This is a genomic window from Mesorhizobium hawassense, from assembly GCF_003289945.1.
Taxonomy (GTDB): Bacteria; Pseudomonadota; Alphaproteobacteria; order Rhizobiales; family Rhizobiaceae; genus Mesorhizobium; species Mesorhizobium hawassense.
The window spans coordinates 98,910-125,444 of sequence record NZ_QMBP01000002.1 but is presented as its reverse complement, the minus strand read 5'-3'; the positions used below and the strand labels follow the sequence as shown (position 1 = coordinate 125,444).

26 protein-coding genes and 3 pseudogenes are annotated in these 26,535 nt (G+C 61.0%); 15 read left to right on the top strand and 14 right to left on the bottom strand.

Translation table 11 applies throughout. The features are described from left to right. Window positions 1-136: 136 nt before the first annotated feature. Window positions 137-1,093: a LysR family transcriptional regulator gene (locus DPM33_RS04835; protein WP_112096160.1), complete on the bottom strand. Its 957-nt coding sequence runs from the start codon at window positions 1,091-1,093 to the stop codon at window positions 137-139. A 412-nt stretch (window positions 1,094-1,505) separates the two neighbouring features. On the opposite strand from DPM33_RS04835, the gene DPM33_RS36105 reads away from it, so the two are divergent. Further along, the gene (locus tag DPM33_RS36105; RefSeq protein WP_167448948.1) at window positions 1,506-1,652 is read left to right on the top strand and encodes a cytochrome c family protein; all 147 of its coding nucleotides are present in this window, start codon (window positions 1,506-1,508) and stop codon (window positions 1,650-1,652) included. Between the two features lie 233 nt (window positions 1,653-1,885). On the opposite strand, the gene DPM33_RS04825 is transcribed toward DPM33_RS36105, so the two are convergent. The 4 genes and pseudogenes from DPM33_RS04825 to DPM33_RS37720 form a co-directional block, all read right to left on the bottom strand. Beyond that, on the bottom strand, window positions 1,886-3,055 hold the full coding sequence (locus DPM33_RS04825) for an HlyD family secretion protein (RefSeq protein ID WP_112096157.1): 1,170 nt from the start codon (window positions 3,053-3,055) through the stop codon (window positions 1,886-1,888). Window positions 3,056-3,065: 10 nt separating this feature from the next. After that, window positions 3,066-3,269 carry a DUF1656 domain-containing protein gene (locus DPM33_RS04820; protein ID WP_112096155.1) on the bottom strand — a complete coding sequence of 68 codons (204 nt, stop codon included), beginning with the start codon at window positions 3,267-3,269 and terminating at the stop codon, window positions 3,066-3,068. Continuing rightward, a complete protein-coding gene (locus DPM33_RS04815) occupies window positions 3,269-5,206 on the bottom strand; it encodes an FUSC family protein (RefSeq protein ID WP_112096153.1) in 1,938 nt (645 codons plus the stop codon). The genes DPM33_RS04820 and DPM33_RS04815 overlap by 1 nt, the downstream gene beginning before the upstream one ends. 89 nt (window positions 5,207-5,295) lie before the next feature. Then, window positions 5,296-5,514, bottom strand: a pseudogene (locus DPM33_RS37720) (hypothetical protein); the annotation flags it as partial. A gap of 466 nt (window positions 5,515-5,980) precedes the next feature. On the opposite strand from DPM33_RS37720, the gene DPM33_RS37380 reads away from it, so the two are divergent. The 13 genes and pseudogenes from DPM33_RS37380 (at window position 5,981) to DPM33_RS04760 (ending at window position 15,697) form a co-directional block, all read left to right on the top strand. Continuing rightward, window positions 5,981-6,112: a hypothetical protein gene (locus DPM33_RS37380; protein WP_281004780.1), complete on the top strand. Its 132-nt coding sequence runs from the start codon at window positions 5,981-5,983 to the stop codon at window positions 6,110-6,112. A 220-nt stretch (window positions 6,113-6,332) separates the two neighbouring features. Next, window positions 6,333-7,250 carry an NADP-dependent oxidoreductase gene (locus DPM33_RS04805; RefSeq protein WP_112096715.1) on the top strand — a complete coding sequence of 306 codons (918 nt, stop codon included), beginning with the start codon at window positions 6,333-6,335 and terminating at the stop codon, window positions 7,248-7,250. Window positions 7,251-7,314: 64 nt separating this feature from the next. After that, complete coding sequence (locus tag DPM33_RS04800; protein WP_112096714.1) at window positions 7,315-8,232, top strand: NADP-dependent oxidoreductase; 918 nt, start codon at window positions 7,315-7,317, stop codon at window positions 8,230-8,232. 87 nt (window positions 8,233-8,319) lie between these two features. Then, a complete protein-coding gene (locus DPM33_RS04795; protein ID WP_112096150.1) occupies window positions 8,320-8,775 on the top strand; it encodes a (2Fe-2S)-binding protein in 456 nt (151 codons plus the stop codon). Window positions 8,776-8,779: 4 nt separating this feature from the next. Next, entirely contained in the window at window positions 8,780-10,987 is a 2,208-nt protein-coding gene (locus DPM33_RS04790) for a xanthine dehydrogenase family protein molybdopterin-binding subunit (RefSeq protein WP_112096149.1), read from the top strand. Between the two features lie 121 nt (window positions 10,988-11,108). Next, window positions 11,109-11,393 carry a sigma factor-like helix-turn-helix DNA-binding protein gene (locus DPM33_RS04785; protein WP_112096147.1) on the top strand — a complete coding sequence of 95 codons (285 nt, stop codon included), beginning with the start codon at window positions 11,109-11,111 and terminating at the stop codon, window positions 11,391-11,393. Between the two features lie 32 nt (window positions 11,394-11,425). Continuing rightward, window positions 11,426-11,652: pseudogene (locus DPM33_RS36825) on the top strand (hypothetical protein); the annotation flags it as partial. A gap of 279 nt (window positions 11,653-11,931) precedes the next feature. Next, the gene (locus DPM33_RS04780; protein WP_112096146.1) at window positions 11,932-12,213 is read left to right on the top strand and encodes a GNAT family N-acetyltransferase; all 282 of its coding nucleotides are present in this window, start codon (window positions 11,932-11,934) and stop codon (window positions 12,211-12,213) included. A gap of 210 nt (window positions 12,214-12,423) precedes the next feature. Then, entirely contained in the window at window positions 12,424-12,999 is a 576-nt protein-coding gene (locus DPM33_RS04775) for a cytochrome P460 family protein (protein WP_112096144.1), read from the top strand. Between the two features lie 175 nt (window positions 13,000-13,174). Further along, window positions 13,175-13,708, top strand: a complete 534-nt coding sequence (locus tag DPM33_RS04770; RefSeq protein ID WP_112096142.1) for a DUF1993 domain-containing protein — start codon at window positions 13,175-13,177, stop codon at window positions 13,706-13,708. A gap of 70 nt (window positions 13,709-13,778) precedes the next feature. Continuing rightward, entirely contained in the window at window positions 13,779-14,303 is a 525-nt protein-coding gene (locus DPM33_RS04765; RefSeq protein WP_146770203.1) for a hypothetical protein, read from the top strand. A gap of 270 nt (window positions 14,304-14,573) precedes the next feature. Continuing rightward, window positions 14,574-14,926: pseudogene (locus DPM33_RS36820) on the top strand (leucine zipper domain-containing protein); the annotation flags it as partial. Window positions 14,927-15,307: 381 nt separating this feature from the next. Next, a complete protein-coding gene (locus DPM33_RS04760; RefSeq protein ID WP_245442002.1) occupies window positions 15,308-15,697 on the top strand; it encodes a response regulator transcription factor in 390 nt (129 codons plus the stop codon). 260 nt (window positions 15,698-15,957) lie between these two features. Here the strand turns inward: DPM33_RS04760 and DPM33_RS04755 are convergent, their stop codons facing one another. Next, window positions 15,958-17,556 (bottom strand): MASE4 domain-containing protein, encoded by a 1,599-nt coding sequence (locus tag DPM33_RS04755; protein WP_112096136.1) that lies wholly within the window; start codon window positions 17,554-17,556, stop codon window positions 15,958-15,960. A gap of 1,938 nt (window positions 17,557-19,494) precedes the next feature. On the opposite strand from DPM33_RS04755, the gene DPM33_RS04740 reads away from it, so the two are divergent. After that, on the top strand, window positions 19,495-20,814 hold the full coding sequence (locus tag DPM33_RS04740) for a glucoamylase family protein (protein WP_112096133.1): 1,320 nt from the start codon (window positions 19,495-19,497) through the stop codon (window positions 20,812-20,814). Here DPM33_RS04740 and DPM33_RS37375 read toward each other — a convergent pair. The 8 genes from DPM33_RS37375 to wrbA all read right to left on the bottom strand — a co-directional run bounded on the left by DPM33_RS37375 (window position 20,721) and on the right by wrbA (window position 26,289). Beyond that, entirely contained in the window at window positions 20,721-21,116 is a 396-nt protein-coding gene (locus tag DPM33_RS37375) for a glutamate--tRNA ligase family protein (protein WP_425373472.1), read from the bottom strand. The genes DPM33_RS04740 and DPM33_RS37375 overlap by 94 nt on opposite strands. Next, a complete protein-coding gene (locus DPM33_RS04730; protein WP_112096128.1) occupies window positions 21,113-21,562 on the bottom strand; it encodes a DUF983 domain-containing protein in 450 nt (149 codons plus the stop codon). The genes DPM33_RS37375 and DPM33_RS04730 overlap by 4 nt, the downstream gene beginning before the upstream one ends. 554 nt (window positions 21,563-22,116) lie before the next feature. After that, complete coding sequence (locus DPM33_RS04725; protein ID WP_112096126.1) at window positions 22,117-22,599, bottom strand: OsmC family protein; 483 nt, start codon at window positions 22,597-22,599, stop codon at window positions 22,117-22,119. 177 nt (window positions 22,600-22,776) lie between these two features. Further along, entirely contained in the window at window positions 22,777-23,463 is a 687-nt protein-coding gene (locus DPM33_RS04720; protein WP_112096124.1) for an antibiotic biosynthesis monooxygenase family protein, read from the bottom strand. 111 nt (window positions 23,464-23,574) lie between these two features. Next, entirely contained in the window at window positions 23,575-24,321 is a 747-nt protein-coding gene (locus tag DPM33_RS04715) for a ferredoxin reductase (protein ID WP_112096122.1), read from the bottom strand. After that, window positions 24,314-24,919, bottom strand: a complete 606-nt coding sequence (locus DPM33_RS04710) for a sulfite oxidase-like oxidoreductase (protein ID WP_112096120.1) — start codon at window positions 24,917-24,919, stop codon at window positions 24,314-24,316. Before DPM33_RS04710 ends, DPM33_RS04715 begins: the two co-directional genes overlap by 8 nt. Before the next feature lie 150 nt (window positions 24,920-25,069). Beyond that, on the bottom strand, window positions 25,070-25,618 hold the full coding sequence (locus DPM33_RS04705) for a DUF1003 domain-containing protein (RefSeq protein WP_112096118.1): 549 nt from the start codon (window positions 25,616-25,618) through the stop codon (window positions 25,070-25,072). A gap of 71 nt (window positions 25,619-25,689) precedes the next feature. After that, window positions 25,690-26,289: an NAD(P)H:quinone oxidoreductase gene (gene wrbA, locus DPM33_RS04700; RefSeq protein ID WP_112096117.1), complete on the bottom strand. Its 600-nt coding sequence runs from the start codon at window positions 26,287-26,289 to the stop codon at window positions 25,690-25,692. Between the last annotated feature and the right edge of the window lie 246 nt (window positions 26,290-26,535).

The window sequence follows — 26,535 nt, the reverse complement described above, 5'->3', positions numbered from 1 at the left end:
CTGCGGTACGGCGTCAGCGTGCGGAAGCCTCGCGACGGAAAGCGGACCAGCCTGTTCGCGCGAGCGCTCGCCGGCGGCGACGTGGTCAGCTTCAACCTTCACCGACTGAGGTCCGGTGAGGTGCTCTTTTGCGGCCCTACGAAATGCCGATCGAGAAGGTCGTCGCGTTTGTTCTCGAGTATGTCCGACTTTCCAAATGTATGCCCTGGTGGGGGACTTCGAGCGTCCAGTCGCGAAGCCGCGCGACCTTGACGAAAGCGTCCAGCGCCGGCGAGTAGCGGCGCCCCTGCACGGCCAGCAACCGCACCTCCCGCGAAACCGGATTGCCTTCGAGGGGAATGGTCTTGAGTGTCGGAAGGCGCGGCATGTGCTCGGGCGCGAGCATCAAGCCGAAGCCCGCCGCGGCCATGTGCTGCAGGTGCAAGTCGTTAGCGCTGCGGTGCCCGCGGGGGGGCGGCTCCTCGGGAAAATACGAGCGTAGGATCTTCGGGCCGACGTCGCATCCGGCGCGTTCCAGCAAGACGGTCTCGCGGAGGTCGTCGATTGAGATCGAGGGGCGGTTTGCAAGCTGGTGTGTCGGCGCGAGAACCGCGACGTAGCGCTCCTCGAACAGCAACCAGTCGTCGATGCGGGCGGGTATGTCCTGCACGTCTCCGACCATTGCGGCGTTGATCTCTCCTTCAAGCAAGAGGCCGACGAGCTTCTCCGCCGAGCCCTCGCGCAGCTCGACGTGAAGGCCAGGGACGAACTTTGCGATCTCCGCGATCGGATCGAGGACGAGCGACGCCGAAATGGAGGGAGCGAGGCCGATCTTCAGTGGCGCGACCTCCTTGCGTTGGAATTCCTGGGCTCTGCGACGCACCGCCTGTGCCGAGGCCAGTGTGCGTTCCAGCATCGGAAGGACTTCTTTTCCAAGGTCGGTGAGCTGCGTCAACTGGCGCTCGCGGTAGATCAACTGGCCGCCGAGCTCCTCCTCAAGCTTCTGCACCCCCTTGGTCAGGGCGGGCTGCGTGACATTGCACTGCTCGGCGGCGCGGGTGAAATTGAGCGTGGACGCGAGGGCGAGGAAGTAACGAACTTGATGAAGCTCCATGTGTTTTTCTCCGTCAAGTTGCCGCCGACCATACTGACGAGGCCGTGCACTCGACGGCGTGAGGGCGCACGCCGTAATCGAGGCGCATGGATGCCACTTGCAGGCATGCGTTGGAATGGCCCGGTCTATTGGTTTGGACGCACGGACACGCTTTCTGGAGCCTCTGAGAGCCGGGCTGGCGCGCGGCGATATGAGCGAGGACCGGGATCAGTTCCGACGGGTCGCCCGCCGCGTGTAGTCGACGCTGATGTCGGCGTACTCGATCGTCCCGCTAGGCGCCAAGACGTATCGGGCGGGCATGGTCAACGTCCAGCTCGGATCGCCGTTGAAGGCCGCGAGATCAACGCAGCCCGCCTCGACGGCGCGCAGTTCGTCAGACGCCTTCCAACGCAGTCCGAAAGCCCGCGCGAGCTTGAGCTACGCCATCGTGTCGGAGATATTCGACGCGTATCTGGAATCGTGGCCGGAGGTGGTTCGCCGAGACAGCATGCCCTACGCAAGGCTGAAGAACCCGACGGAGTGGACGGACCAAGTCGCCTATCTTGCTACTTTGCGCTAATCAGGCGCCGAATCGCGTGGTCCTTTCTGTGGCATCCTCATCGCGATGCCCGTTACGAGCGACTGCCTGTGCGCGTCGAGTGCAGCGGGGGTTGCGCGATGCGCTTCCCGTCCCGTGCGGAAGCGTCTCGAGACTATGTTTCGGTGATATACACACCTGGTGCGTATCAACGTCTCCGTAGAACTGGATCACGCCCCAAAAATATCACCACTGAAATGTGTTCTCATCGAATTCTAGGATGTGACGCAGCGAGGTCGCTGCGATACTCCATTTATTATGTGGGAGAGGCTCGTCCCGACCGCAGCCTTCGCGCGATATAACCATGTTTTCTCCTCGGGACGGGAATCGTCGCGTAACGTTACGGTTGCCGTCATGCCGGAGACGAGCGGCATGCCGAGGGGCACCCTATCAATGGCGATCCTGACCGGGACACGTTGCGCCAGCCGTACCCACGTGTAGACGGGGTCAACATTGGGGAGCCCCTGAGCGCCGGCCGCCGCGTTGGACACGCTAACGCCTCGGGTTATCGTCGTCACATGGCCGATGAGCGGCGCAGAATAACCCATCAACGTGACGTCGGCACGATCCCCGATGCAGACCTGCGCCAACTTTGTCTCCTCGAAATAGCCGTCCACCCAGAAGCTATCGGTATCGACGATCGAAATGTTGCTAACCCCCTCGTGGGCGTAGTCGCCCACTCGCAGCAGAAGATTCGTGACATAGCCGTTTGCCGGGCTACGAACCTCCGTTCTCTTCAGATTAATGTCTGCCTGGGCGACCTGTTCGCGAGCCGCGTCGACCGCGGCTTTTGCCTGTCGGGAGCTGCCTTCGAATATCTGTTGCTGTTCTCGCGAGGTGGATAGTTCCGACAGCTGCTTCCGGCGTTCGGACTGCAACTTTTTCACGTAACTGTCGGCTTCCCTTTGCTCCAACAGCGCTTTGCTCAAGCGCAATGTAACGTCGAAATCAAAGGGCTCAATCTGATAGAGTACATCTCCCTTACGGACGAATTGATTGTCCGCGACTCGCAGCTGTGTAATCTGGCCAGACACTCGAGGTGCGACGCTCGCAACCTGGACACGTACGCGTCCGTCGCGGGTCCAGGGCGCAACGACGTACTGGTCCCACACCACGAGTGAGATGAGCACAGCGACAAGAAAGATCGCCAACGTCGCAAGTTTCCGCCACAACGACAATAGAACCTGCGCGAGGGCCGTTCGCCATTCAACGGGTGGTGAGGTGAACGCCGCGGATGGTTTCTGCTCGCGTGATTGAGGCGGCTCGGATTTCGCACGCGCAACCGCGCGTAGCTCGACCGACACTTTATTCTCGGTCGATCCCGACAAGGAGGCCGACCCCAGTTCTTCTTGATCGATCACCTTGTCTTGAGTGGCGCCATGCATCAAATATTCCTCAGAAAAACAAGGCAATCAGGCCCAGAATTGCGACGTAGAGGCTGAGTTCGGCAATCGCAGCGTTGCTGAAGAGTCGCAAAAAGCCGACAAAACTTAAGAGCGGCCGGATCAGAAGCACGACGAATAGAGCCGCAACCGCATAGGCCATAAATGGAGCGACCAAGACACCGCCAATGACCAATTCGCGGAAGCTGTGTGCCATCACGCCGCCTCGCCAAAATGAACACGTCGTCCAAACGCCGCCTCGATATGGTAGCTCGCGACCATCAGCGCGGCACGGAGATCGGCCACAACATGATCCGACGGTGACGCTTTGCTTAATAGGTGGGCCGCCGCGCGAATTGCCTGCGGCTCGCGCGTCTTGAAAGCCGCGCGGACCTCCTCAACCAGTACAGCTAAAGGTCCGCCCGCGAGCATCTTCAGCTTGTCGTCGCACAACCGGATGATCGAAGATTGGTCAAAATGGGAAAGAACCTCGTCGACCGCTTCGGGGTTGTTCGAAGCGTTCGCTCCAGTGGAAAGGATCTGACCAATCCTAACCGCGTCGCGAAACATCTCCTCCTCGGCCGCATGCCGCCGACCACGGAGCGGCGCGTGAGTAAAGTCGTCGCGAGACGACGATAAAATCCATCGTCTCTGCCGCTCTCGGGAGACTGGAGAAACAAGAAATTGCGTCGCCAACAACAAGGCGGGTGCAATACAAGAAATAAGGAAGTAAATAAGATACGACTGTCCGTCATAGGTCTGCGGATTGGCCGGCGAGATTATTATCACAGCGTAGATAAGGATAAATCGACCGAGGGCTGACACTATGCGATTGGACGACGCTATCAGTAGTCCGGCCCCGATCACGAGGGGAGCAAGTCCGATCGCGAGCAACGGGAAGGCGTCAACGCCATCGAGGGCGACAAACTCAAGAACCCCAGCGAGAACACCGGCGATGGGCGCCGCGATCAGCGCCAGGGCGGTCGTCGCGCGCGAATTGGGCGTTATTGCTCCAAGCCCGACGAAGGCTCCGATGAGGGCAAGTGAAGTGTTCGCTGCGGGCCAGCCCGCATGCACAAGGAATAACCCCGATAACGCAACCCAGATCGCTGCTCGAACACCGGCCTCAACAGCAGCTCGATGGGATCGATAGATCAGCCCGCGCCAATGCCATGGAGGACGTCCATCAGTGCGTAGGGCGACAAGGTTCTGTCTAACTTGCTCATCTCTTGCGAGTAATTCCTTGAGTGTCCAGGCCAGCGAGTCGGTCGTACCTGGGACCCCTTGCGGATCGACACGCCACACGACCGTCGGCGGAGGGATCTCACTTTCGTTCTCAAGCGCGCGTACAATCCTTAACGATGTCGCCTCATCGGCGGCGACCGGAAGCACATTGAGGCTACGCGCAGCATGAAGCTGCGCCACAAGCGCGGCGGCCGCGTTTTGGCCGGCTACGCTTCTGGCTTGGCCGCTGCTCGACTCAAAGGCCAGGCTCGAGGTTTCCGGGTGAAGCGAAGAAATTTCGGCAAGCAGAGCGGCGGATTCCATTGGCTGCGTGGTCTCACCAAGGATAGCCGATGTCGCGTACTTGCCGACCCGGCGACGGATGTCAGTCAGTTGCGTTGCGAGCCTCGTATGACGGTCGGGCGCCAATAGCAGATCATTGACAATCGCAAGTGCTGCGATTCCAATGAGGATTCCTGCACCTCTCATCATACCCGTCTCGAACACGTGCCCCGGATTGTCGATCTCCTGGATCGAAGCAAACCCCACCGTGGCGCCAGAGAGGACCGCTGCGTAAGCACGATTCCCGTCGAGCATTCCTGCGGCATACACAGACAGACCTATCCAGCCAGCATAGCCAAACAGGGAAAGATCCCGCGTCTGGGAGAAAAGTCCTGTTATGGCAATGGAAGCCGCAACGCCGATGACCGTCGCCAGGACACGAAAGACTGCCTTATCAAGCGCCTGGCCGCGGGTTGGTTCGGCGATGATCGCAACCGTAATTATCGCTATCGACGGCATTTCGATTGAAAGCCAGAAGCTTACATACAAAGCCAGAATCGCAGCCAGCCAAGTCCGGATTGCGAAAGCCCAGGAAGTAAGGGGGAGACCCGACGGACGGAACGTCACTTGTCGTTTAGGCAGCGTCAAACAAACCTACTCCCCGATGTCCACTGCCCGTCTCGACGAAAGAAGAGGAAGCGCTGTTGGTCGCTTCTGTAATGCAAGTTTTTCTTAGTTTCGGCAGCGACCTCGGGCACGCGCCCGTAACGCCGGCGTTCCTTCAGCGCCTGGCCCTCCGCCTCTTCCGGCATGTTCGCTTTCGCGATCGCCTCAGCCAGCTCTGCTACCTCTTGGGCGGCCTTGCCGTCCTCCTCCCCCAGCTCCCGCTGGATCGTCGGCATCTGCTTGTGAAGGGCTGCCCTGCACTGTCTCTCGTCGAACGTCGCCTTGGTCTTGGCTGAGCTCCTGGCTGGTTCAGAGATTTCGAGCGCGGCGGCGGTCAGGAATGGCGTGCCGGGAATGGAATCGACTACCCGCATCCGCTGCGCGCCCAGGCAGACGACATAGGACAGCGGTGCAGTCATATCGTACATCGACACGCGTTTCCTCAAATGTCCCGAACGGGCGTGCTGCGGGCCGCACGTCGCCGTGGTGGCAAGATAGTTCCGTGGATCGGACCGCGAATCCACAATCCGTCGCCGTTCGTCCAGACACACACGGCTCGCCCCGCTTGTCGCGATCGTATCCAGGACAAAACCGGCAATGAACCGGTTTGAAATGCGCCTTGGCGACAATGCGCACAGCGCTGCTAGGCGACGATACCTCACGCCTATCGAAAGCATGTCCAAAGGGAATTTCTAATTCCGTTGGCTGCGTCCGATCCTGAGATCCACCGGGCGGGCGCGGCCGCCACGACATTGAATGAACATATTGCGCCGAGCCACCGTGCCGCGGGCGGGCAACATAGGAGACGCCACAATGAAATCACCGAAGACTGTCGGCCTGGGCGTCACCGTCTCGCTGGTCGCCGTCACCGCGGCGGCGCTCGCGTAGATGAGCGCAGCGGTTCTAGCCGGCCCGACCGCGAACGTAGAGGACACTGATGTGCCACTCGTCAAGCCGCTGCCCTGCACCAAGCAGTTCTGGAAGCGAGATCTCACTGTTCTACCTTCGCTTTCGGAAACCAGCGATTGCCGCTGGCATTAGATGTCGAAGGCTTTCGGTCCCCGCAATATTTCCGCCCAAGAAACAAATGACCGAGGAGATGACTATCATGAAAGCAATCGTCGTGACGGACCAGGCGGCGGGAACGGCCGGGATGAAGCTGGTGGAGCGGCCCGAGCCGCCGGCAGCGATAAATGACGTCGTTGTTCAGGTTCATGCTTCGGGATTCACATGGGATGAGCTGACGTGGCCCTCAACCTGGATCGATCGCCTCGGCCGTGACCGGACGCCGGTTATTCCCGGGCAAGAGCTGGCGGGAGTGGTCACGGCCCTTGGCTATGGCACGAGGGGGCTGTCAGTGGGACAGCGGGTGTTCGGCGTCACGGACTCGTATCGCGGCGGCACCTTGGCCGAGTATGTGGCCGTCGAGGCACGCAATCTCGCGCCGTTGCCGGGCGATGTCGACTTCACGGTGGGCGCGAGCGTGGCGATGCCGGGCCTGACCGCGTGGCAGGGACTGTTCGAGCACGGCCGCCTTCAGGCGGGGCAGAGCGTCCTTGTGCATGGCGCGGCCGGCGCGGTCGGTTCGATGGTAACCCAGCTCGCACGTGAGGCCGGTGGCCACGTCATTGGCACCGGACGCGCTGCTCACCGTCAGGCGGCGCTCGACTTCGGCGCGAAAGAATTCGTCGACCTCGAGAACGACGCCCTGGAAGACGTTGGCGAAGTCGATCTGGTGTTCGATGTCTTCGGCGGTGACATCCAAAAGCGGTCCGCAGCCCTGATTCGAGCCGGAGGAACACTGGTGACCATCGCCGGGCCGACCGAGGCGCGGCCCGGCGACGGCCTGGCGGTCGATTTCGTCGTCGTGTCCGATCGTGCCCAACTGAATGAGATCGTCCAGCGGGTGCGGGACGGACGACTGCGGACGAACATCGGCAACGTCTCGGCCCTTGAGGGTGCGGTCGCCACCTTCAACGCGACCGAGCGACGCGCGGGGAAGACGATCATCCGCGTTCGCCCGTGAGCGACACGCGCCCATCGATGCAACATTTCCACCAAACAGACAAATGACCGAGGAGATAATTATCATGAAAGCAATCGTGGTGACGGACCAGGCCGCGGGAACGACTGGGATGAAGCTGGTAGAGCGGCCCGAGCCGCAGGCAGCGATAAATGACGTCGTCGTTCAGGTTCATGCGTCGGGATTCGTCCCGACTGAGCTGACGTGGCCCTCGACCTGGGCCGACCGCCGCGATTGTGACCGGACGCCGGTTATTCCCGGGCACGAACTGGCCGGAGTGGTCACCGCCCTCGGCTACGGTACGACGGGTCTGTCGGTCGGACAGCGGGTGTTCGGTCTCGCGGATTGGTATCGCGACGGCACGCTCGCGGAGTATATAGCCATGGAGGCACGCAACCTCGCGCCACTGCCGGGCGACGTCGACTTCACGGTGGCCGCGAGCCTGCCAATCTCAGGCCTGACCGCATGGCAGGGACTGTTTCAGCACGGCCGCCTTCAGGCGGGGCAGAGCGTCCTCGCGCATGGTGCGGCCGGCGCAGTCGGGTCGATGGTGACGCAACTCGCACGAGAGGCCGGCGCCTACGTCATCGGCACCGGGCGCGCCGCCGACCGTCAGAAGGCGCTCGACTTCGGCGCGAACGAGTTCGTCGATCTCGACAAGGACGCCCTGGAAGACGTCGGCGGCATCGATCTGGTGTTCGATGTCATCGGCGGCGACATCCAGAAGCGGTCCGTAGCCCTGATTAGAGCCGGAGGAACACTGGTGACCGTCGTCGGACCGGCCGAGGCGCGGCCCGCAGATGGCCTGGCGGTCGACTTTGTGGTCGAGTCCGATCGTGCCCAACTGAGCGAGATCGTCCAGCGGGTGCGGGATGGACGAGTGCGCACGAACATCGGCAAAGTCTCGGCCCTTGAGGGTGCGGTCGCCACCTTCAACGCGACCGAGCGACGCGCGGGGAAGACTGTCATCCGCGTTCGTCCGTGAGCGACACGCGCCCGTGATGCACGCGGCTGGCCGGCTATCCAGATCGGCCGGCTGCGTCCTATCAGCCCCAGCCACAAAGAGGCATGCATGGCTTTCACGCTAAAGATCAACGGCACACCTCATGAGGTCGATGTCGACGGCGACATCCCGCTGCTGTGGGTGCTGCGCGACGTGCTCGGTATGACCGGGACCAAGTTCGGCTGCGGCCAGGGGCTGTGCGGCGCCTGCACTGTGCACGTCGACGGCCATGCGGTCCGCTCCTGCCAGACGCCGGTCGACTCCGTCGGTGATAGTGCGATCACCACAATCGAGGCGATCGGCCAAGCGCCGCAGGGCGCGGCCTTGCAGAAGGCGTGGCTGGAGCTGGAGGTGGTGCAGTGCGGCTACTGCCAGTCCGGCCAGATCATGTCGGCGGCGGCGCTGCTGAAGGACACGCCGAAGCCGACGGATGACGACATCGATGCCGCCATGTCGGGCAATGTCTGCCGATGCGGCACGTACCAGCGCATCCGCGCTGCGATCAAGCACGCTGCGGGAGTTTGAGATCATGGATGGGCCTATTCTGAGAGGGCAGATCGCCGATGAAAAAGCGGTGTCGCGGCGCGCCTTTCTTCAGGGCACAGGTTTGCTGCTTGGTTTTGCGCTCACCGGTGCAAGCACGGACTCCGTCTTCGCGGCGCCTGCTTCGCGGGTGATCGAAAACGAGGTCGCGGGTACTTTCGCGCCGAATGGATTTATACGGATTAATCCATCCGGCGCCGTGACCCTGGTGATGCCGATGGCCGAGATGGGGCAGGGGGTTTACACGTCGCTCTCGATGCTTCTTGCTGAAGAACTGGAAGTGGGGCTTGACCAGATTCAGGTTCAGCATGCGCCCGCAAATGATGTGCTTTACGCCAACTCGTTCCTGCACATTCAAACTACAGGTGCTTCCTCCTCTGTACGTGCCTTCTGGACGCCACTGCGCCAGGCAGGGGCAGTAGGTCGTAATCTGCTGATTGCGGCTGCCGCCAAGCGGTGGAATGTTGATCCAGCAACCTGCCAAGCCAAGAACGGCGTCGTGTTCGATGCGTCAGGCTCGAAGCATCTGAGCTACGGCGAACTTGCGAAGGCTGCGGCGAAATTGCCTGTGCCACCCGCAGCAAACGTCAAACTCAAAGAACCGAAGGATTTCACCCTGATCGGCACGCGTGCCAAGCGCGTGGATTCTTCGATAAAGATCGATGGGCGCGTGCTCTACGGCATCGACGCACGACTGCCGGGTATGAAGGTTGCGGCGGTTGCTATCTCGCCTGTGCTCGGTGGCAAGGCGAAAACGGTCGACGAGAAGGCCGCACTGGCAGTGAAGGGCGTCCGGCAGGTGGTTAATATCGACGAGGCTGTTGCCGTGGTCGCGGATCACATGGGTGCGGCCAAGAAGGGGCTCGAGGCAGCCGCGATCACATGGGACGACGGACCGAATGGCAGGGTCAGCAACGTCGATATTGTCAAGCAATTGGAGCAGGAATCCAAAAAGCCGGGCGCGGTTGCCCGTAGCGACGGTGATGCGGGGAAGGCTCTCGCGGAAGCGGCGCAACGGCTTGACGCCATCTATCAGGTGCCTTTCCTAGCCCATGCGGCGATGGAGCCGATGAACTGCACCGTTCATCTGCAGAAGGATCGTTGCGACGTTTGGGTCGGGACCCAGGCGATGGGGCGCACGCAGTCTCTGGTGGTCGAACTCACAGGTCTGTCAAAGGATGCGATCAAAATTCACAATCATTTGATTGGTGGTGGCTTCGGCCGAAGGCTGGAGGCCGATGGCACGGTGCTGGCCGTCAAGATCGCCAAGCACGTCGATGGCCCAGTGAAGGTGATCTGGAGCCGCGAGGAAGACATCCAGCACGATATGTATCGGCCGTACTACTTTGATCGGCTGTCGGCAGGACTTGATGCGGACGGCAAGCCGGTTGCCTGGACGCACCGGATTGCCGGCTCCTCAATCGCCGCTCGCTATATTCCTTATTGGTTCAAGGAGGGATTAGACCTCGATGCCGTAGAAGCGGCGGCCGAGCCGCCCTATGCGCTGCCCAATATCCACGTCGACTATGTCCGGGCCGAGCCCCCTGGTGTCCGGACGGCTTTCTGGCGCGGTGTCGGACCGACTCACAATGTTTTTGTGGTCGAAAGCTTCATGGATGAGCTCGCGCATGCAGCGAAGCAGGATCCCGTCGCTTATCGCGAAGCGCTGCTCAGACATAATCCGCGAGCGCTCGCTGTTCTGTCACTTGCGGCGGAAAAAGCTGGGTGGGGATCACCACTTCCCGCAGGGCATGGCCGCGGGATTTCCGTACAATTCGCATTCGGAAGTTACCTGTCGCAGGTCGCGGAGGTCGAAGTGGCAGCCAATGGCTCTGTCAAAGTCAAGCGGATCGTCTGTGCTGTCGATTGCGGCATGTACGTCAATCCCGACACGATCGAAGCGCAGGTTCAGGGTGGAACGCTTTTCGGGCTGACCGCTGCGCTCCATGGCTCGATCACGTTCAAGAATGGACGGGTCGAGCAGAGCAATTTCGACAGCTATCTGCCTATGCGTATCGACGAGGTGCCGGTGGTGGAGACGCACTTGATTAAGAACGCAGAAGCACCAGGTGGCATTGGTGAAGCTCCCACAGCCATTGTCAGTGCGGCAGTGACCAATGCGATCTTCGCCGCCACCGGCAAGCGCCTGCGCAGCCTGCCGATCGATACGGATTCGCTGAAGTCGTCGTCTTAGCCCTTGCCCGGAGCCGGTTCGCCCGAATGGGAAGGCTCTGTGAAATGAACCATTTGAGGGATGGGGCTCAGATAATGCGGCTCTGCGAGGGTTGTAGCAGGGAGTTTGTCCAGGAGTGCTAATGGCGGACGGTGTGATCCGAGACATCCTGGAACGGTCGATAGATGAGTTGCCCGATGAGCTGCGCAGCGTGTTCGTGGCCTGCGTTGTCGACGGCATGTCGCCGGAGCAGTTTGCCGAGTTGTTTGCACTCACATCGGAGACTGTAGAGGCACGTCTGCACAACGCCCGAAGTTTGTTAGTTGAAGTGCTTATGCGCCAGTTCGGTGGCGTCTATCAGCTTGACGATTGCCGTTCCGAGCGCATTGCGAATGCGGTCATCGACCGGCTTTTCCCTCGCCGGTGAAGCGCCGAAACATGAAAAGCGGCTAAGCCGCCCCCCTCGGCGATCACCTTGCCATGGGCGGCGCGGTAGCTGCACTCGCCTCCCGCGGCTATTTCAACTTCGACAAGGCGGCCCCTTGCCACTATGGAAGCTTCCCCATCATCGATCGACCGCGGAGAAATTCGTCGAAGGACTGAAGGGCGCGTCGACTGCGGCCGTGGTGCCGAAAGTCGGCGAGACAATCTCCATCTGGCGCGTTTTAAGCGCCATCCGAACATAGGCGAGTGGAAGTGGGCGCTAGCTTCTACCACAGCACTCAGGGCGAACGAGATTTGCTCGAGCGCACTCCTGTGCATCTGCGCGCGTTTCCTCCAATGCCCCAAACGGGAGTGTCGCAGGCCCACGCCGCAGCGCCGGAACGGTAAGTCCGCAATGATCATGCCGCGAATCCACAATCCGTCGCCGTTCGTCCAGACACTCGGCTCGCTCGGTTTGTCGCGGCAGACCTTCGCTCACGGGCCTGGTAACTTTGTTGGCTGATGAGCGAAGGAGACAGAAGATGGAAAGCGACATCCGGGACAATCCGGCCATGAGCCGGTTTGAAATGCCCGTTGGCGACGGTGCGATCGCAGTCGCGTACTACAAGGTCGAAGACGGCCGGGTCGTCCTGCTCCACACCGAGGTGCCGCAAGAGCTGTCCGGCCTGGGATACGGATCGCGATTGGCGCAGGGTGTTTTCGAAACCCTGCGACGCGATGGGAAAAGAGTGATCGCGAAGTGCCCGTTCATGTCTTCCTACGCCGCCCGGCACCCCGAGCACGGCGCGCTCCTCGATGGCTGACCGCGGACCGCGCCGGCGCGCGTGCACAACACTTTAGGTGACGATACCCGTGACTATCAAATGCATGTCCAAAGGGAATTTCTAATTTCGTCGGCTGTGTCCGATCCTGGGGTCCGCTGGCCCGGCTGAGCACGCGCGGCCGCCTCGACATTGATTAAAACCATTGCGCCGTGCCGCCGTGCCGGGCGCGGGAAGCAAAGGAGACCTCCCGTGAAATTATCGAGGACTGTCGGCCTGGCTATCGCCGTCTCGCTGGTCGCCGGCACCGTGGCGGCGCTCGCTCAGATCAGCGGAGTGGCTCCGATCGACCCGACCGCGAACGTGGTGGACGCCGCCGGGCACCTGCGCGTGCCGGTAGACTATCGAACCCTTTACCAAGCGCTCGGGAGCTGGGCGATTGCCGCCGACAGCGACCATGGCTCGAAGGAAATGCATGCCGTCTACGCATCCCCGGGGGCGATCGACGCCTACCGGAAGACGGGGCACTTCCCGGACGGCGCCGTTCTAGTGAAAGAGGTCTTCGCGACCTCGACAAACGAGATGACCACCGGCACGGTAAGCCACGCCGACAAACTCAAGGGCTGGTTTGTCATGGTGAGAGACAGCAAGGGAACGCACCCCGGCAATCCGTTGTGGGGCGACGGGTGGGGATGGTCGTGGTTCGACGCGGACAAGCCGCTGAAGACTACCTCGAAGGACTACCATTCCGATTGCCAGGGGTGCCACGTGCCGGCCAAGGCCACCGAGTGGATTTACGTGAACGGATATCCCGTCCTGCGTCACTAGCGGCCGCTTGCGTAGGAGCTCACTTGTTGCCGCGGATTCGCGGAGGCCAATTTCAAGTCCGGCGGGCTGGTGCGGCAAGCCGGAAGATTGAAGGGCTTATTGTGACCATTCGTTTCGGTTAACGACCTTCGTCCGACCGAGGCTCAGAGTACAAAACGAGCGCAAGGAGGTTGGCGTGTCCTTCTCGGTCTATGACATCACAGTTCCTGTCATGATACATGGACTGAACGTGATGGACGACTATCTTGACCACGCACAAACGCTCGAACGGACCAAGGGGTTTGAGCCTGGGAGCATCCTTGGCGAGCGGCTCGCGCCCGACATGCTCACTTTCGGAGAACAGTTCTCCGTAGGCTGCAACAAGGTCGATGCGCACATGGCGAACTTGATGCAGCACGACCCGCTAGCACCCCGCAACACCCCGATGATGTATCCGGCGTTGAAGGCGCGGCTCCTTGAGACTCGCCGTTTTCTGCAAAATGTGCAGCCGGATGAGATTGCCGGCGCGCAGTCCCACACATACGAGCTGACGCCGCCTATCGTGCGCGGGTGGTTCGGCGGCGACGACTACATCCGCCACCTGGTGCTGCCCGACTTCTTCTTCCACATCTCGATTGCGCACGCGATCCTCCGCCACCTCGGAGCGACGATCGGGAAGCGCGACTACCTCGGCAATCTCACTCAGCAGAGCGGCGGTGACTACTCGTGAGACGAGAGTGCGGTAGACGGCACGTGCCGAGGCTTTCAAGGCAGGAAAACAAGTTTAAGGGATGCCCATTGTGAGCGAGTTGCGAGAGGTCATCGGCGCGCTGCAAAGCGAAGTTGAATTCGAGGCAGCTGTAAGTGAGCTGGGAGCAGCGGGGATCGACCGCTCCCGTATAAGCTTCCTGGCGCAGGAGGAGATTGCGGTGTCCTGCGCCGGGGCCGTCGGCTGCGATATCAAGCAGCTGCCTCGTGTCGAGATCGGCATGAGCGACGACCGGCAGCAGGTCCGCACCCTTGCGACCTCCCTCGCGGCCACGGTCGCCTCGTTCGTCGGCGCCGGTGCCGCCTTGGCCGCAACGGGTGGAGCGGCTGCGCCAGCCCTGCTGGCCGCATTGGCTTCCGGGGGTAGCGTCGGAGGGCTGGCCGCCTTGTTCGCCCAACGCCATGAAGCTCACGTCCACGAGTGGGCCGAAAGCCAAGTCCTCAATGGAGGAATTGTATTGATCGTCTACCCCGCTAACGCGGAACAGTTCAAGGCCGCCTCCGTCATCATGCGCCGTCACTGCGGAGCGGATGTCTTCAAATCGCCATCAGCCTAGCATCGATACTGATTCCGGCCGGATCGTCAGCATCAGCGGCAATTCGGCCTTCACGACTGGTTGCCGGCTGGCCGTCGTCGGGCTGTGCTGGCCGCCGTCAGCCGCCAGTTCGGCCGGACGAAGTGGCAGCTGTCGCCGGTCGGATGGCGTCGAAGGTAGCCCTGGTGCGCCAGAGTAGCGGTCGCCGCCTAGGCGTGAGCTTTCGGGAGGTTGTCCATTCGCACCGGACCGCGGAGACTGGAGTTACCAGGCTTCAGCATCCATCGGAGAATGAACATCGACAAGAATGCCCGTCTCACGCCGCTGAGTCGAGAGGAGATGGCGCTGTCGGTGATAGAAGGCGCTTTCCAAATGCGGCGCGCGTCTACGGCGTGTCGGCCAAGATCGTGGCGCACCGGCGGAGCGCTACAAGGCGGAAGGGCGGTCGGATGATCGACTGTTCCTCGCGGCCCGCCCATGCCGCACGCCACGGCTGTGTCGATCGCCGAGCGCATCGTGGCGCTGCGGCGGCAGCCTTGGGCTGGCACATCGCCCAGGAGGTCGACGTCTCGCCCGCCAACGTCAGCCGGGTTCTCAAGCGTGCTGGACTGTCGCGGCTGCCCTGGCCGCAACCTCCAAGCCCGTGTACCATCACGCGCCCCCAAAACATCACTTCAGCAGGCAAAGACCACTGAAAACTCCGGGAAAACAGCCGTTTATGGACGCGCACTAGACTAAGAGAATTGTCGGGCATCTAAAGGCTTGGGACGATGATACGAAGGCTTACGGCGCTGGGACTGGTCCTAGAGTTCCCCCGCTGCGATCCCGCAACTTCTTTGCCCGGCGGGGGCGTCGAACACAAGCCATCCCGAATTGCCTTCGCAATCATCGTCAACATAAGCCAAAGTTTACGGGGCACGGGCGGCACACGGGTGCCATTCTCTCAGACGACTCGATGCGGAGCGCCACTGTAGTTGCATAACTGGCTGCCGCACGACGGGTCTGCGAATGGCTATAGGCGCATGATGAACAAGGTACTGGTGTCGGTTGTTGAAGATGATCGGTCCTTTCGTGAGTCCATGGGTAGGCTCATGAGAGCGCTGGGCTATACTGTCGAGATTTTTTCGTCTGCAACCGAATTTCTCGCGTCCCCGCGCCTCGCCGAAACTGCCTGTCTGATCGCCGACATCAACATGCCTGTCATGACGGGGCTCGAGCTCCATCGACGCCTCATCGACACGGACCGCGCGATACCGACAATTCTCATGACCGCTTTCCCCAATGATGTTGACCGGGCTCGCGCCTTGAACGACGGGGTCGTATGCTACCTGGGCAAGCCAGTTGACGAAGAGCGTCTCACCCAATGCGTTTGCGCAGCTCTGAGGTCCGGCGGCCCACCTGAAGCGGACCCGTGAGTTCGCCGTCGGTGCCGGGCAAGGTGAACTGAAATACAGCGCCACTAGGTAGAGTTTCCCAGCTTTCTCACGATGGCGGGCTGGCGGTGCCGTAGTGGCCACATCTGAACCGGTCCTCTCGGCAACCGGTCTCCGCTTTCCCAGGCAACGAGTTGGATCGGAAAGTGGCGCATAGGCGCGCTTTGGTTGCTGTGCTCTGGAAGGGCGGCGTCAAGTTCATTCCGGAGACCGGGGGCGGCGCAGGCGTAAGGAATGAAATGCTAGTGCTGTCTGTGGATGGGCAACGTGAAGTGAAAAATCGCACCTCGGGGCAGATTGGCGGTCACCCACAACTGCCCCCCATGGGCCTCGATGATCGCCCGGCAAATCGACAACCCCATCCCCATCCCGTGCACCTTGGTCGTAAACTGCGGTTTGAATATCAGATCGATTGCGCTCGGCTCGACGCCCTTCCCCACGTCTGCCACCGACACCATCAGACTGCTAGAGTCGTGGACTTTAGACCTTAAGGAAAGTACCCGGTCCCCATCTTCAGTGGCCATTGAATCGATCGCGTTCGTGATCAAATTCACAAGCACCTGCTGCAGCTGAACCTCGTTGCCCTCTATCGGTGGGAGCGATTGGTTGTAGTCGGTTTGAACCGCTACCCGATGCGTCTGCAGGTCGTAGCGCACAAGCGCCAGAGCGTCGCGGATCAGATTGTTGACGTCGAGCGACGTCCGGATTCGTGGTTCTGTCTTGAAGAGCGTCCGAATATTATCGATCACCGCGCCCATACGGTGCCCGTTGTTCACGATTTGCTGTAATGCGGCTTTTGCCTCCTCGATGTCGGGGGGCGCGCGATCAAGCCAGCGCAGGCTCGTACCGGCGTCCATAGTCATCGCCGACAATGGCTGCTTGATCTCGTGCGCCACGGTGGCTGCGACCGCGTCCCCCGTCAGCAGACGCACCTCACGCTCGCGGCGTTGAGCAACGACTGCGCGCAGCAGCTCACCGTATAGCATCGTCACTTCTTTCATCAGGGTGAGCAGCACAAGGCTGCCGGAAAACACGCCGTAAACTCGCCCGGCATACCAGCCGACGCTAAAGCGGTACGGGATAGGAAAGGCAGTGAGGGCGATCTCGATGACGTATGCGAACAAGACCAACATCAGCCAAAGATCGAGTACCGAGCGGTGCCGCAGCCATAGCAAGACCAGCGCGACGACGAATAATCCCGCCATCGGTCCGATCACGTAGTACCAGAGATAGGAAACCTGCGCCGTGTCGAGCATGATGCGCGGGAGAAACGCATGGCCTGCTGTAACGAAAACTGTTGCGCAACAGACGAGCGCGGTAACTGATCCGACGGTCGTAAGGACCCTCGCTCGAATGGAGCGTGGCGACAGCGCCCCCATCGGATCGGCATCCTTCAGCAATGTATAGATGATCGCGAACAGGGCGAAGCCCGCGTGGGACAGGACATAGAGCCAAACCGTACTCTGGAGACCGCCCCCAAGGCCGCCCTCCGGCGCCAATACGCCTGGAAATGTGAGCGTCCAAGGAATTGCGATGAGCGCCGTCAGGAAATAGCCACTCGCTAGTGCGAGGAGCGCATGCGAGCGTAGGACGGAAAACTGCGCGAAGAGCAGGGCTGCGGTGATAGAGTCGATGACGAAAATCGCAGTGCCGTAGGCGGGTATAAAGGCGTCAACCCGCTTCAGTGGCAGGCCGGAGAGCGGGCCTGCCACGATGACAAAGACAACGAGCAGCACTAACACAACGCCAAGCGCGAACCGCCTTTGAGCGACGCTGGGCGAAAGATTCGAGAGCACAAACTCATCGGCCCGTAAGCCGGCCGCTGACCGTTCCACAAACATATTCGCCTCACGTCGAAAGCCCGCGATGGGTTCGCCAGCCTCTAATTCGAAATCAGACTTCCAGAATGTGGTGCCTTTCCTACCTGCTTGACGAGAACGTCCGATCTTACTAGCCCGAAGTCGCAGGACACTCGGACCACAATCTAATGCAAGCGATCCCTATCGCCAATGCCGGCAAAGCGAGTGCAATTGAGCGATAGGGACGTTCGCAGTGGATCAGCCATCCTGAAATGGTCTCGCCAATACCGCTCGCTCGGTCTGACCGCGCTCTAGTCGTCACATTCGAACCGGTCTCTCGCCAACCGGTCTCCGTTTTCCCAGGAAACGGAATTCAAGCGGACCGGAGACAGAATTTCCAAAACCGCCCGCTCGGCCGCAAAAGTCTCTTTGGAGACAACAATGCGAATAATAGATCCGCCAATTAGCCGCATTTTTGCTCCTTGCTAGGAAATTTCCGCAGATGCAGGCCTGCGCAGTCCCGAGTCGATTGAAACGCCCGACCTTCCGATTTTCCGACCGGCCTCTGACGACATCAATGAACAACCTCCGGCGATGAAAGATGGCCCATAATCGAGCGCTCCTATCCAGTCCTAGGTTGACTTGGTCTATGGGGGCTTGCCTGTCTGAGATAGCCACATCTCTCCGCGTGCCTGCCTACACCTTGGTATCGCATCACAGGCTCTGTGTAGAATAGATTTGCGGCCCGGATCGGCTCATTTTCTTCGCAAGCCATCACGGTCATCGAGTGTCGCCGCTCCTTCGCTCGTCCCTCCCCGAATGCGACCGTGCACGTCGACCCGTTGATCGTGATGGTGATGAGCCCGATGTTCAAAGCCCCCTATGGATGGATGCGATGAGTAAGGATGGACTTCTTTCCGTTGGCGGACCCCGCCGAGACGTCTTCTTCTTGGCCGGCTTAAGCGTCGCAGTTGCAGCCGGACTGCATCTCGCTGCTTCGGCCACGAGCCGAAAGCAAAACCTTCCCGCCTCCGGCACGCCGCACGGCATCGCAGCCACGCACCGGGATCCGATGAATGCCGACCTGCTCGCCCTCATCTCAGACCACGATGACGGGTCGTCAGCAATTCCATGGATGAGCCAATGACAATCTTTGGCAACCTTTCGCGCGGCTTGAACCGCATGTCAGGGGGACTGCGAGGCCAAACGTTGTGCGCTCGCATAGCCGAGCGGTGGCCCGAGTGTTTGTTCTGTCGGCTTATGTCTCGGATTGTAGAGCCGAACCACTGCGCTATCGAGCTCGCGCGCTGGGATAGGCGAGGAACGCCGCTTGCGGCACGGCCGCCGTACCAATGGCAACGGCCTCTAGGTACACCATGTGGATCATCATGGCGAAATGGCCGCCGTACTTACGCGCGCGTCGATCTCGACCGAGGGAATTCATCGTCGTCCGAAACGGCCGTTCCGGAGTTGTTGGGGACCTCTGACCAAAGCCTGCTCCTTACCAAGGCGATCCCCAACGTTCGGCCGCGCGAAAATCGATAGCCGTTTGCAAGCATGTCCATCTCAAGAGTCTTAATCGGCGCGAGAATCTTCGTGTGCAAATAGAGAACATCGTCGAGCACCATGTCGTCAGCGCCGATGTCTTCGGCGCACGACCAGGTGCCGGACGTGGCGGCTGGACATGGTATTCGGGATCGGCAGGCTGGTTGTATCGCGTGGCGCTCGAAGCCATCCTTGGTTTCAGACCGCAGGACCAGCCTCTCTCAATTCAACCATGCGTCCCCATATATTGGCCCGAGTATGAAATGAGATACAGGTTTGGATCGGCGAGATGCCGCATCCACGTGGACAACAAGGCCAGAGTCTGCCGCGGGGTGCGTTCGATTGTGCTGGATGACGAACCGCTGACGGACACAAAAGTGTCGCTTACCAATGATGGTCGTTTCCACGGCGTCCGAGTGATCCTCGGCTAGACATATGTCACAGATGCTTTCGACCGCGCCAGAACTGCTTCGGATGCCGACCGACGAGGATCTCGCCCGTCTGCAGTTCACGACGCTGCTGTACTATCTCCACGGCACCAACCCCGACAACGGACTCGTTCGCGACAAGACCGAGCAAGGTGCTCCGGCAAGCATCGCCGCAATCGGGATGGCCCTGGCAGCGATTCCGGTCGTCGTGGAACGCGGCATCATAATCCGGCAGTTTGCGGCCAAGATCGCCCTAAGGCGACTTGAATTCCTGCTGCGATGCCCCCAAGGACCAGAGCCCGACGCAACCGGCTACAAAGGGTTCTTCTATCATTTCCTCGACATCGAAACCGGCCGCCGGGTCTGGCAGTCCGAACTGTCCACCATCGACTCGGCATACCTGTTCGCCGGCGCACTGACTGTCGCCACATACTTCGACGGCCAGACACCCGAAGAGGCGGAGATTCGGAGGGTCGCCAATGCACTGTACGAGCGGGCGGACTGGAACTGGGCCTGCGACCGCGGTCTTACGCTGACCCATGGATGGCGCCCGGAAAACGGTTTCATTCCCTACCGGTGGCGCGGTTACGACGAGGGCCTTCTGCTCTACATTCTTGGCCTTGGGTCGCCAACCTGTCCATTGCCGCCCGAAGCCTTTTTTGCCTACACCGAAACGTACGACTGGAGGAACATCTACGGACGCGAACTACTCTATTCAGGTCCGCTTTTCACCCACCAGCTTTCGCATATGTGGATCGACTTCCGGGGCATACGCGACCGATTCATGCGCGACCACAACAGCGACTATTTCGAGAACAGCCGCCACGCGACCTACGTCCAGCAGGAATATGCCATCCGCAATCCGCTCAGCTTTGTCGGCTATGGCGAACATTGCTGGGGGTTCACGGCAAGCGATGGACCCGGTTGGGTCAAACGCAATGTCGATGGCGTGGAAAGAGAATTCTTCGACTATATCGCCCGCGGCGCGCCTTTCGGACCGGACGACGGGACTGTCTCGCCGTGGGTGGTAGTCGCTTCATTGCCCTTCGCTCCGGAAATCGTCATTCCGACCGTGTCGCACTTTGCGCAGATGAAACTCGGCATGACCCGTCTCTACGGATTCAAGCCATCTTTCAACCCGACCTACAAAGTGGAAGGCAGTGATACGGGATGGTGGGTCAGTCCCTGCCATTTCGGCATAGACCAGGGCCCGGTCGTCCTGATGACGGAAAACTACAGGACGGGCCTCCTCTGGAGCATCATGCGCCGGTGCCGGCCGATCGTGACCGGGCTGCGCCGGGCCGGATTCGCGGGGGGCTGGCTGTAGGATGCAGGCAGGCGTTTCATCGCATGGGAACAGCCCGGCTGTTTGGCGCATGCCGGACAGTAGAAGCCCTCAGGAAGCGGGCAGACAAGAATGTGCGCTGCCAAGCTGCGTCCTTCGTAGCTCGTGACGCCATGGATACGATTCTCGTCGTCAAATCGGAAGAGGCCTGAGGAAGGTTCTCCGAGGCAGCGGCCGCCAAATTCTTTCGCCGGCTCGTAGTTCAGAACAATCGACCCTGCGTGGCCCAGGTGGAGGAAGCCGTTTGGCCCAGAACTCCGACGGTTGCGGCAACGTCGCCTCACGCGCCCGGATCGTCGGGCGGATGCTCTCCGAAACCGTGCATCTTGAGTGACCACTGCAGCGCCACGACGGCGCCCTTGACCGGCTGAAGAAGGGCTAGCGAGGCCAAAATGGTGATCGGAAGGTAGACTGCGAGCTGAAACGCAAGCGACGGTGCGTAGTTCTCCTCGATCAAGAGAATGACGGGGATCAAGACGTGGCCGATGATGACGATCACCAAGTACGCAGGCAGATCGTCAGCCCGATGGCCCGTGAAATCGAGGCCGCAGACAGAACAATGGTCGCCGACCTTGAGAAACGAGCAAAACAAGCGACCGCGACCGCAGCGCGGGCACCTTCCGCGAACCCCCCGCCGAAGGGAGAGGCCGACGGCCCGGCCGGCGGCGGTCTCTGCAGACGTCCAATCCTTGTCTTGACTTCCAATCGGGCCTCCAGTCGTCGTGGCCATTGCTGTTCTCCTACTTCGCAGGCAACACAGTATTCAACGACGCGACGCAAGCATCATGCAGATGGGGCATGTAGTCGATAACCTTCGTGATCGCCCCGGCCCGCTCGTCTCTACCCGCCTCCCGTGACCGATTATTTCAGATATTGAGAAGAGGGTTCTCTTGCTCGGCGAACTATGCGCCGAGACTGGACTGTCCAAGTATGTCGCGGAGAACACCAAATCCCAGGTCAGGTTGGAGCGCAGAAGGGCCCTGCACCCGGTTGCGCAGGCCGGATGCCTGCGTGAGATGGCGTCCGCGCTGTTCCGAAGCCGAGTTGATATCGGCCTGAGCAGCATAGAGGCTTCTGGATGTGGCAGGCGACCCGATCTGGCGTATATCGCAACAAGACCTCGACAAGTTGATGACCACATTGGACGTCACCTCCCTAAGGCTGTTGCGCGCTTGCTGCGAGCGCGTACCTGGCGGTCGCACCGACGCCTCCACCGTCCACTACTGTCTTCGAGGCGCCGCGTTCATCCTCCTGGACAAGGAAATCCCCATACCTTGGGGCATACTAGTCGGGGTCGATGTTCGGGATCGAAAGCTCGCTCAAGTCATCGTCATAGCTTGCCGCCGGCCCGCCGCTGACGTTATCGTTCGTGCGGATGTCGGCGCTGAGGCCGAGCGTCCGCCCGACCGGACACATGTTCGCAGCCTGCATCAACTGGGCGCGCTCGTCGTCACCTAGGTTTCCCTCCAGCGTGATGGAGCGCTCAAAGGAGTCGCGGCCACCATCCCCGCCATGGTGATACGACACAGCTACCTCGACATGAGATAGCGGGAATTTTCGCCTTCGCGCCTGAAACCGTATCGTCATCGCCGTGCACGCAGCGAGCGAAGCACTCAGAAGCTCATAGGGATTCGCCCCGGCCGCCCTGCCGCCGCCAATCGAGAACTCCGATGCGCCGGCACGGCCGTTGAGTGCGCCGGCGTCGTCAAGGTCGCCGGCCACTAAAGCCTGTGGGCGGGGAGCGCCATCATCGTTCGACTTCGTCATCGTGCTTTCCTTTCAGATTTTGACATTGCGCTTGGGGAGGCCCGTCAGGGGCGGTCCTCCGCGGCCGGGTTTCGACGCTGCCGCTTCGCGAGATCGATCCCGGCTCCTGCACGACTCGTACCTGGCCGCACGTTAGCTCGAACTCGCGGCAGGCAGGCCCTTGCCGACGGAGCGGTGTCAGGCGTGGATGGTGTCGCGGCCCGTGGCGTCTGCATAGTATTGTGGTGCCTCGCGACGGTCGTATTTCCCATAATCACGTACGATCCGCACTCTCCGGACCCTTGCCTTCTCATTCGGCGCGGAAGAGTCCTCATAGGCTTGCGCTGCAGCGGCATCTTTCCACGATATGAGGAGAATCAGGTCGCCGGGAGTAAGTACGGCCTCGAAAATGTCCCAGGACGTACTGTCGGCGGCCCACGGGTTCAGGCCAAGCCACTCGGCGCAATCGTACGGATTGTTGGTCTGCTTCCACTCGGCGGGGCGTGTCGCGTTGATCAGCGTCACCGTGGTTCCTTCCCCGACTTCAGTCTCGTCGAGCCGCTGCTCCATGAGGGCATACCCTTTCGGCAATTGATTGTCGGCGGTGATCTGGCCGACGCGCAGGTGGTAGTCTGCGAAGATTTCGTCGCGACCCTTCTGCTGCGCCTCGTGATGGCGCCTGCGCGTGCGCCAGCGGACGATCGACTTCTCATCCCGCCAGTTCGAAAGCGAAAGGATCCAGCCCTCGCGTGTAAAGCTCTTGTAGCGGATGTTGTCGACGAAGCCCTCGACCTTTTCCAGCTCCGGGCGCAGCATCTCAGCGTCGTCGAGGTAGTCATCCCAGTTCTCTTTATTTGGGAGAACTTCGAAAATCACTGAGAACATGGCTGTATCCTTTTCCTAGAGTGCCGCGACGTGCTCGATCTCGATGCCGAAGTGCCCCATAATCTGGCATTCGCGAAAACCATCCTCTCGCAAAGCGAGAGAGATCGTCTCTCAAGCGCCGTAGCGTTCGGTCTTGATCGCCATCGCTTTCAGTCCCAAAGCAAGCACCGCGTCCGTGGCGATGTCGACGAACGCGTTCGACCCGCACACGAAGGCGCAGCCGGGGGGCACAGGCAACCGGGCCGCGACTCCAGCGACCATCGCCGAGTCGATGCGCCTGCTGAAGTCGTCGCGGCGCGTCGCCGGTTCGCGTGTAAGCGCCAAGGCGAGCGCTAAATCGGGAAGCGATCTCTCGAGCTCGAGGAGCTCGTCCCTGAACAGCACGTCACCCCAGGTCCTGGAGGAGAGCAACAGTGCTACAGGCACTGGCTCGCCGCTGGCCTTCCGATGGCGGATCATTGCCATGAGCGGCACGACGCCGGAGCCCGCGCCGATCAAGAGCAGCGGATTCGCGGTTGGCCCCGGCCAGAGGAAGTGACCGCCAAGGGGCCCGCGAAGCTCAATCATATCGCCTATTCGGGCGACGTCGTGGAAGAACGGGGAGACCTCGCCGTCAGCGAGGCGCTCGATCGCCAGCTCGATCACGTTGGAATCGCTCGGGGCCGACGCGATCGAGTAGCTGCGCATGGCAGTGTAGCCGTTTGGTGCAGTCAGCCGCACGTCGACGTGCTGTCCGGCCGTATAGTCGAACGTTTCGGAGAGGCGAAGAAAGAAGCTCTTTATAGCCGGCGTTCTCGTCGCGATCTCGACAATCGCGCAGCTCTGCCATCGCGCGGTTGCGGCAATCGCTTCAGTCATTCTTGTATCGCTGCTCACGCCACGGATCGCCATATTTGTGGTACCCACGCAGCTCCCAGAAACCCGCCTCGTCGCGCTCCGTGAACTGAAGCCCGCTTACCCACTTTGCCGACTTCCAGAAGTAGAGATGCGGCACGAGTAGGCGCGCCGGCCCCCCGTGATCGCGCGGCAGTGGCTGGCCTTCGTAGTTGAGCGCGACCATCGCCTTCCCCGTCGCGAGATCCGCGAGTGGAACGTTGGTGGAGTATCCGTCGTAGCAATGTGCGAGTGCAAACGGAGTGGGCGCGCTAAGCCCAGCGTCGGCGAGAATGTCGTCGATGGCCACGCCCTCCCAGGCGGTGTTGAGCTTCGACCATGAGGTCACGCAGTGGATGTCCCGCGTCATCCTGGTTCGTGGGAGCGCGTTGAATTCCGACCAGTTCCACGCCTTGACCGGACGAGTTCCGACCTTCAGCGTGAATGTCCAGTCCGCGGGCTCGATCCGTGGCGTGGGACCGGCAGTAAGCACCGGGAAATTATCAACGAGGTGCTGTCCCGGGGGAATCCGTTCCGATAGTTCAGATCCGGATTGGCGGCCCGTGAAACCGCGAGTGACCATGGCGGACTTCCTCCGTCGGCGGTGAAAGGAGCGTCGTCCTGCACATTGCGCTAAGCTGTTCTGCGCGGGATGGGCAAGCTACCGGCGGAGCATGGAATTCCGCACGGCGAATGGGAAATGACGTCAGGCCATGAAGTCGATAGCCGGGCGTTATAAAGGCCGTCCGCCTTCCGCATCGCATGCACCTGACGCCGATTGCTGCTGCAGCTCGGTCAGCATCCTGACGGCCTCCGTTAGCTTCAGGACTTCGCGCTCACGCAGTTGGTCGATCTTCTCATGCAGCAACTCTATCTCGAGCTCCGCCTTCACATTGATCCGGTAGTCGTTCTCCGCGGCCTTGCGATCGATGTCCTGCTGCCGGTTCTGGGCCATCATGATGACCGGCGCGGCGTAGGCCCCCTGGAACGAAAGAGCGAGATTGAGAAGGATGAACGGATAGGGGTCCCAGCCCCTGATCGCGCCGGCCAGGTTGGCGGCTATCCAGACGAACAGGATTGCGCTCTGGATGATGATGAAGGTCCACGAGCCCATTACGGTGGCGACAGCGCCCGCTATCCTTTGCCCCGGCGTCAGGCACGAAGCGGCCGGGGGCTCATCCATGCCCTGAAGTCGAAGCGAGCGCCGCGCTCGCCGTAGGTCGGTGAGCAGGTCGCGTTCGGCCTCTTCCATGCCGTCCTGGTCTTCCGCCTTCTCTTCCACTCTGCCAGCACCGTTCCGCTCGATTGCGCGGTCGACGCGGCCAGGGCCCCGCCGCGTTTTGATAGCGTCATTTAGCCGTGAAGTTTCGTGGCGGTCTCCGCGATCGCGCGTCCCTGATATCGGGCGCCGGCAAGCTCGTTCTCGCTCGGCTGCCGCTGCGCGTCGGTTCCAGCAATCGTCGTCGCGCCGTAAGGTGCGCCTCCAGTGATCTCATCAACTTGCATTTGGCCGGCGAACCCGTAGTTCAATCCGACCACCGTCATGCCGAAGTGGAGCAGGTTGGTGATGATCGTGAACAGCGTCGTCTCCTGGCCGCCGTGCTGCGTCGCCGACGACGCAAAGGCGCCCCCCACCTTGCCATTGAGGGCTCCCTCCGCCCACAGGCCCCCAGCCTGGTCGAGAAAGCTTGCCATTTGGGACGACATCCTGCCGAAACGCGTGCCTGTGCCGATCACGATTGCGTCGTACTCGGCAAGGTCGTCGATGCGTGCGATTGGGGCGGCTTGATCGAGCTTGTAGTTGGCTGCCTTGGCCGCCTCCGCAGATAGAAGTTCAGGCACGCGCTTCACGTCGGCGGACGCGCCCGCCTCGCGTGCGCCCGCGGCGATTTCGTGTGCGAGCTTTTCGACGTGTCCGTAGGAGGAGTAGTAGAGCACAAGTACTTTGGGCATAGGAGCTTTCCATCATATTCTGCACGAGCCCGCTTATGCGTATTCAAGTATTTCGCTTCGTTGTCGCACAACGAACCGAAGCGCGCGGAAAACTTCCAGCGCGAGGGGCGGACGGCTGGGGTGCTTGTTTTGCTAGCCCAAGCTAGGTTTCGGCGCAGTAGGGGTAAAGGTATTGTGTCAATAACTGTGGGGAATGCCGTGCTATCACGGCGATGCCCTGGCCGGCGCCGTGTTAACAAGCACACA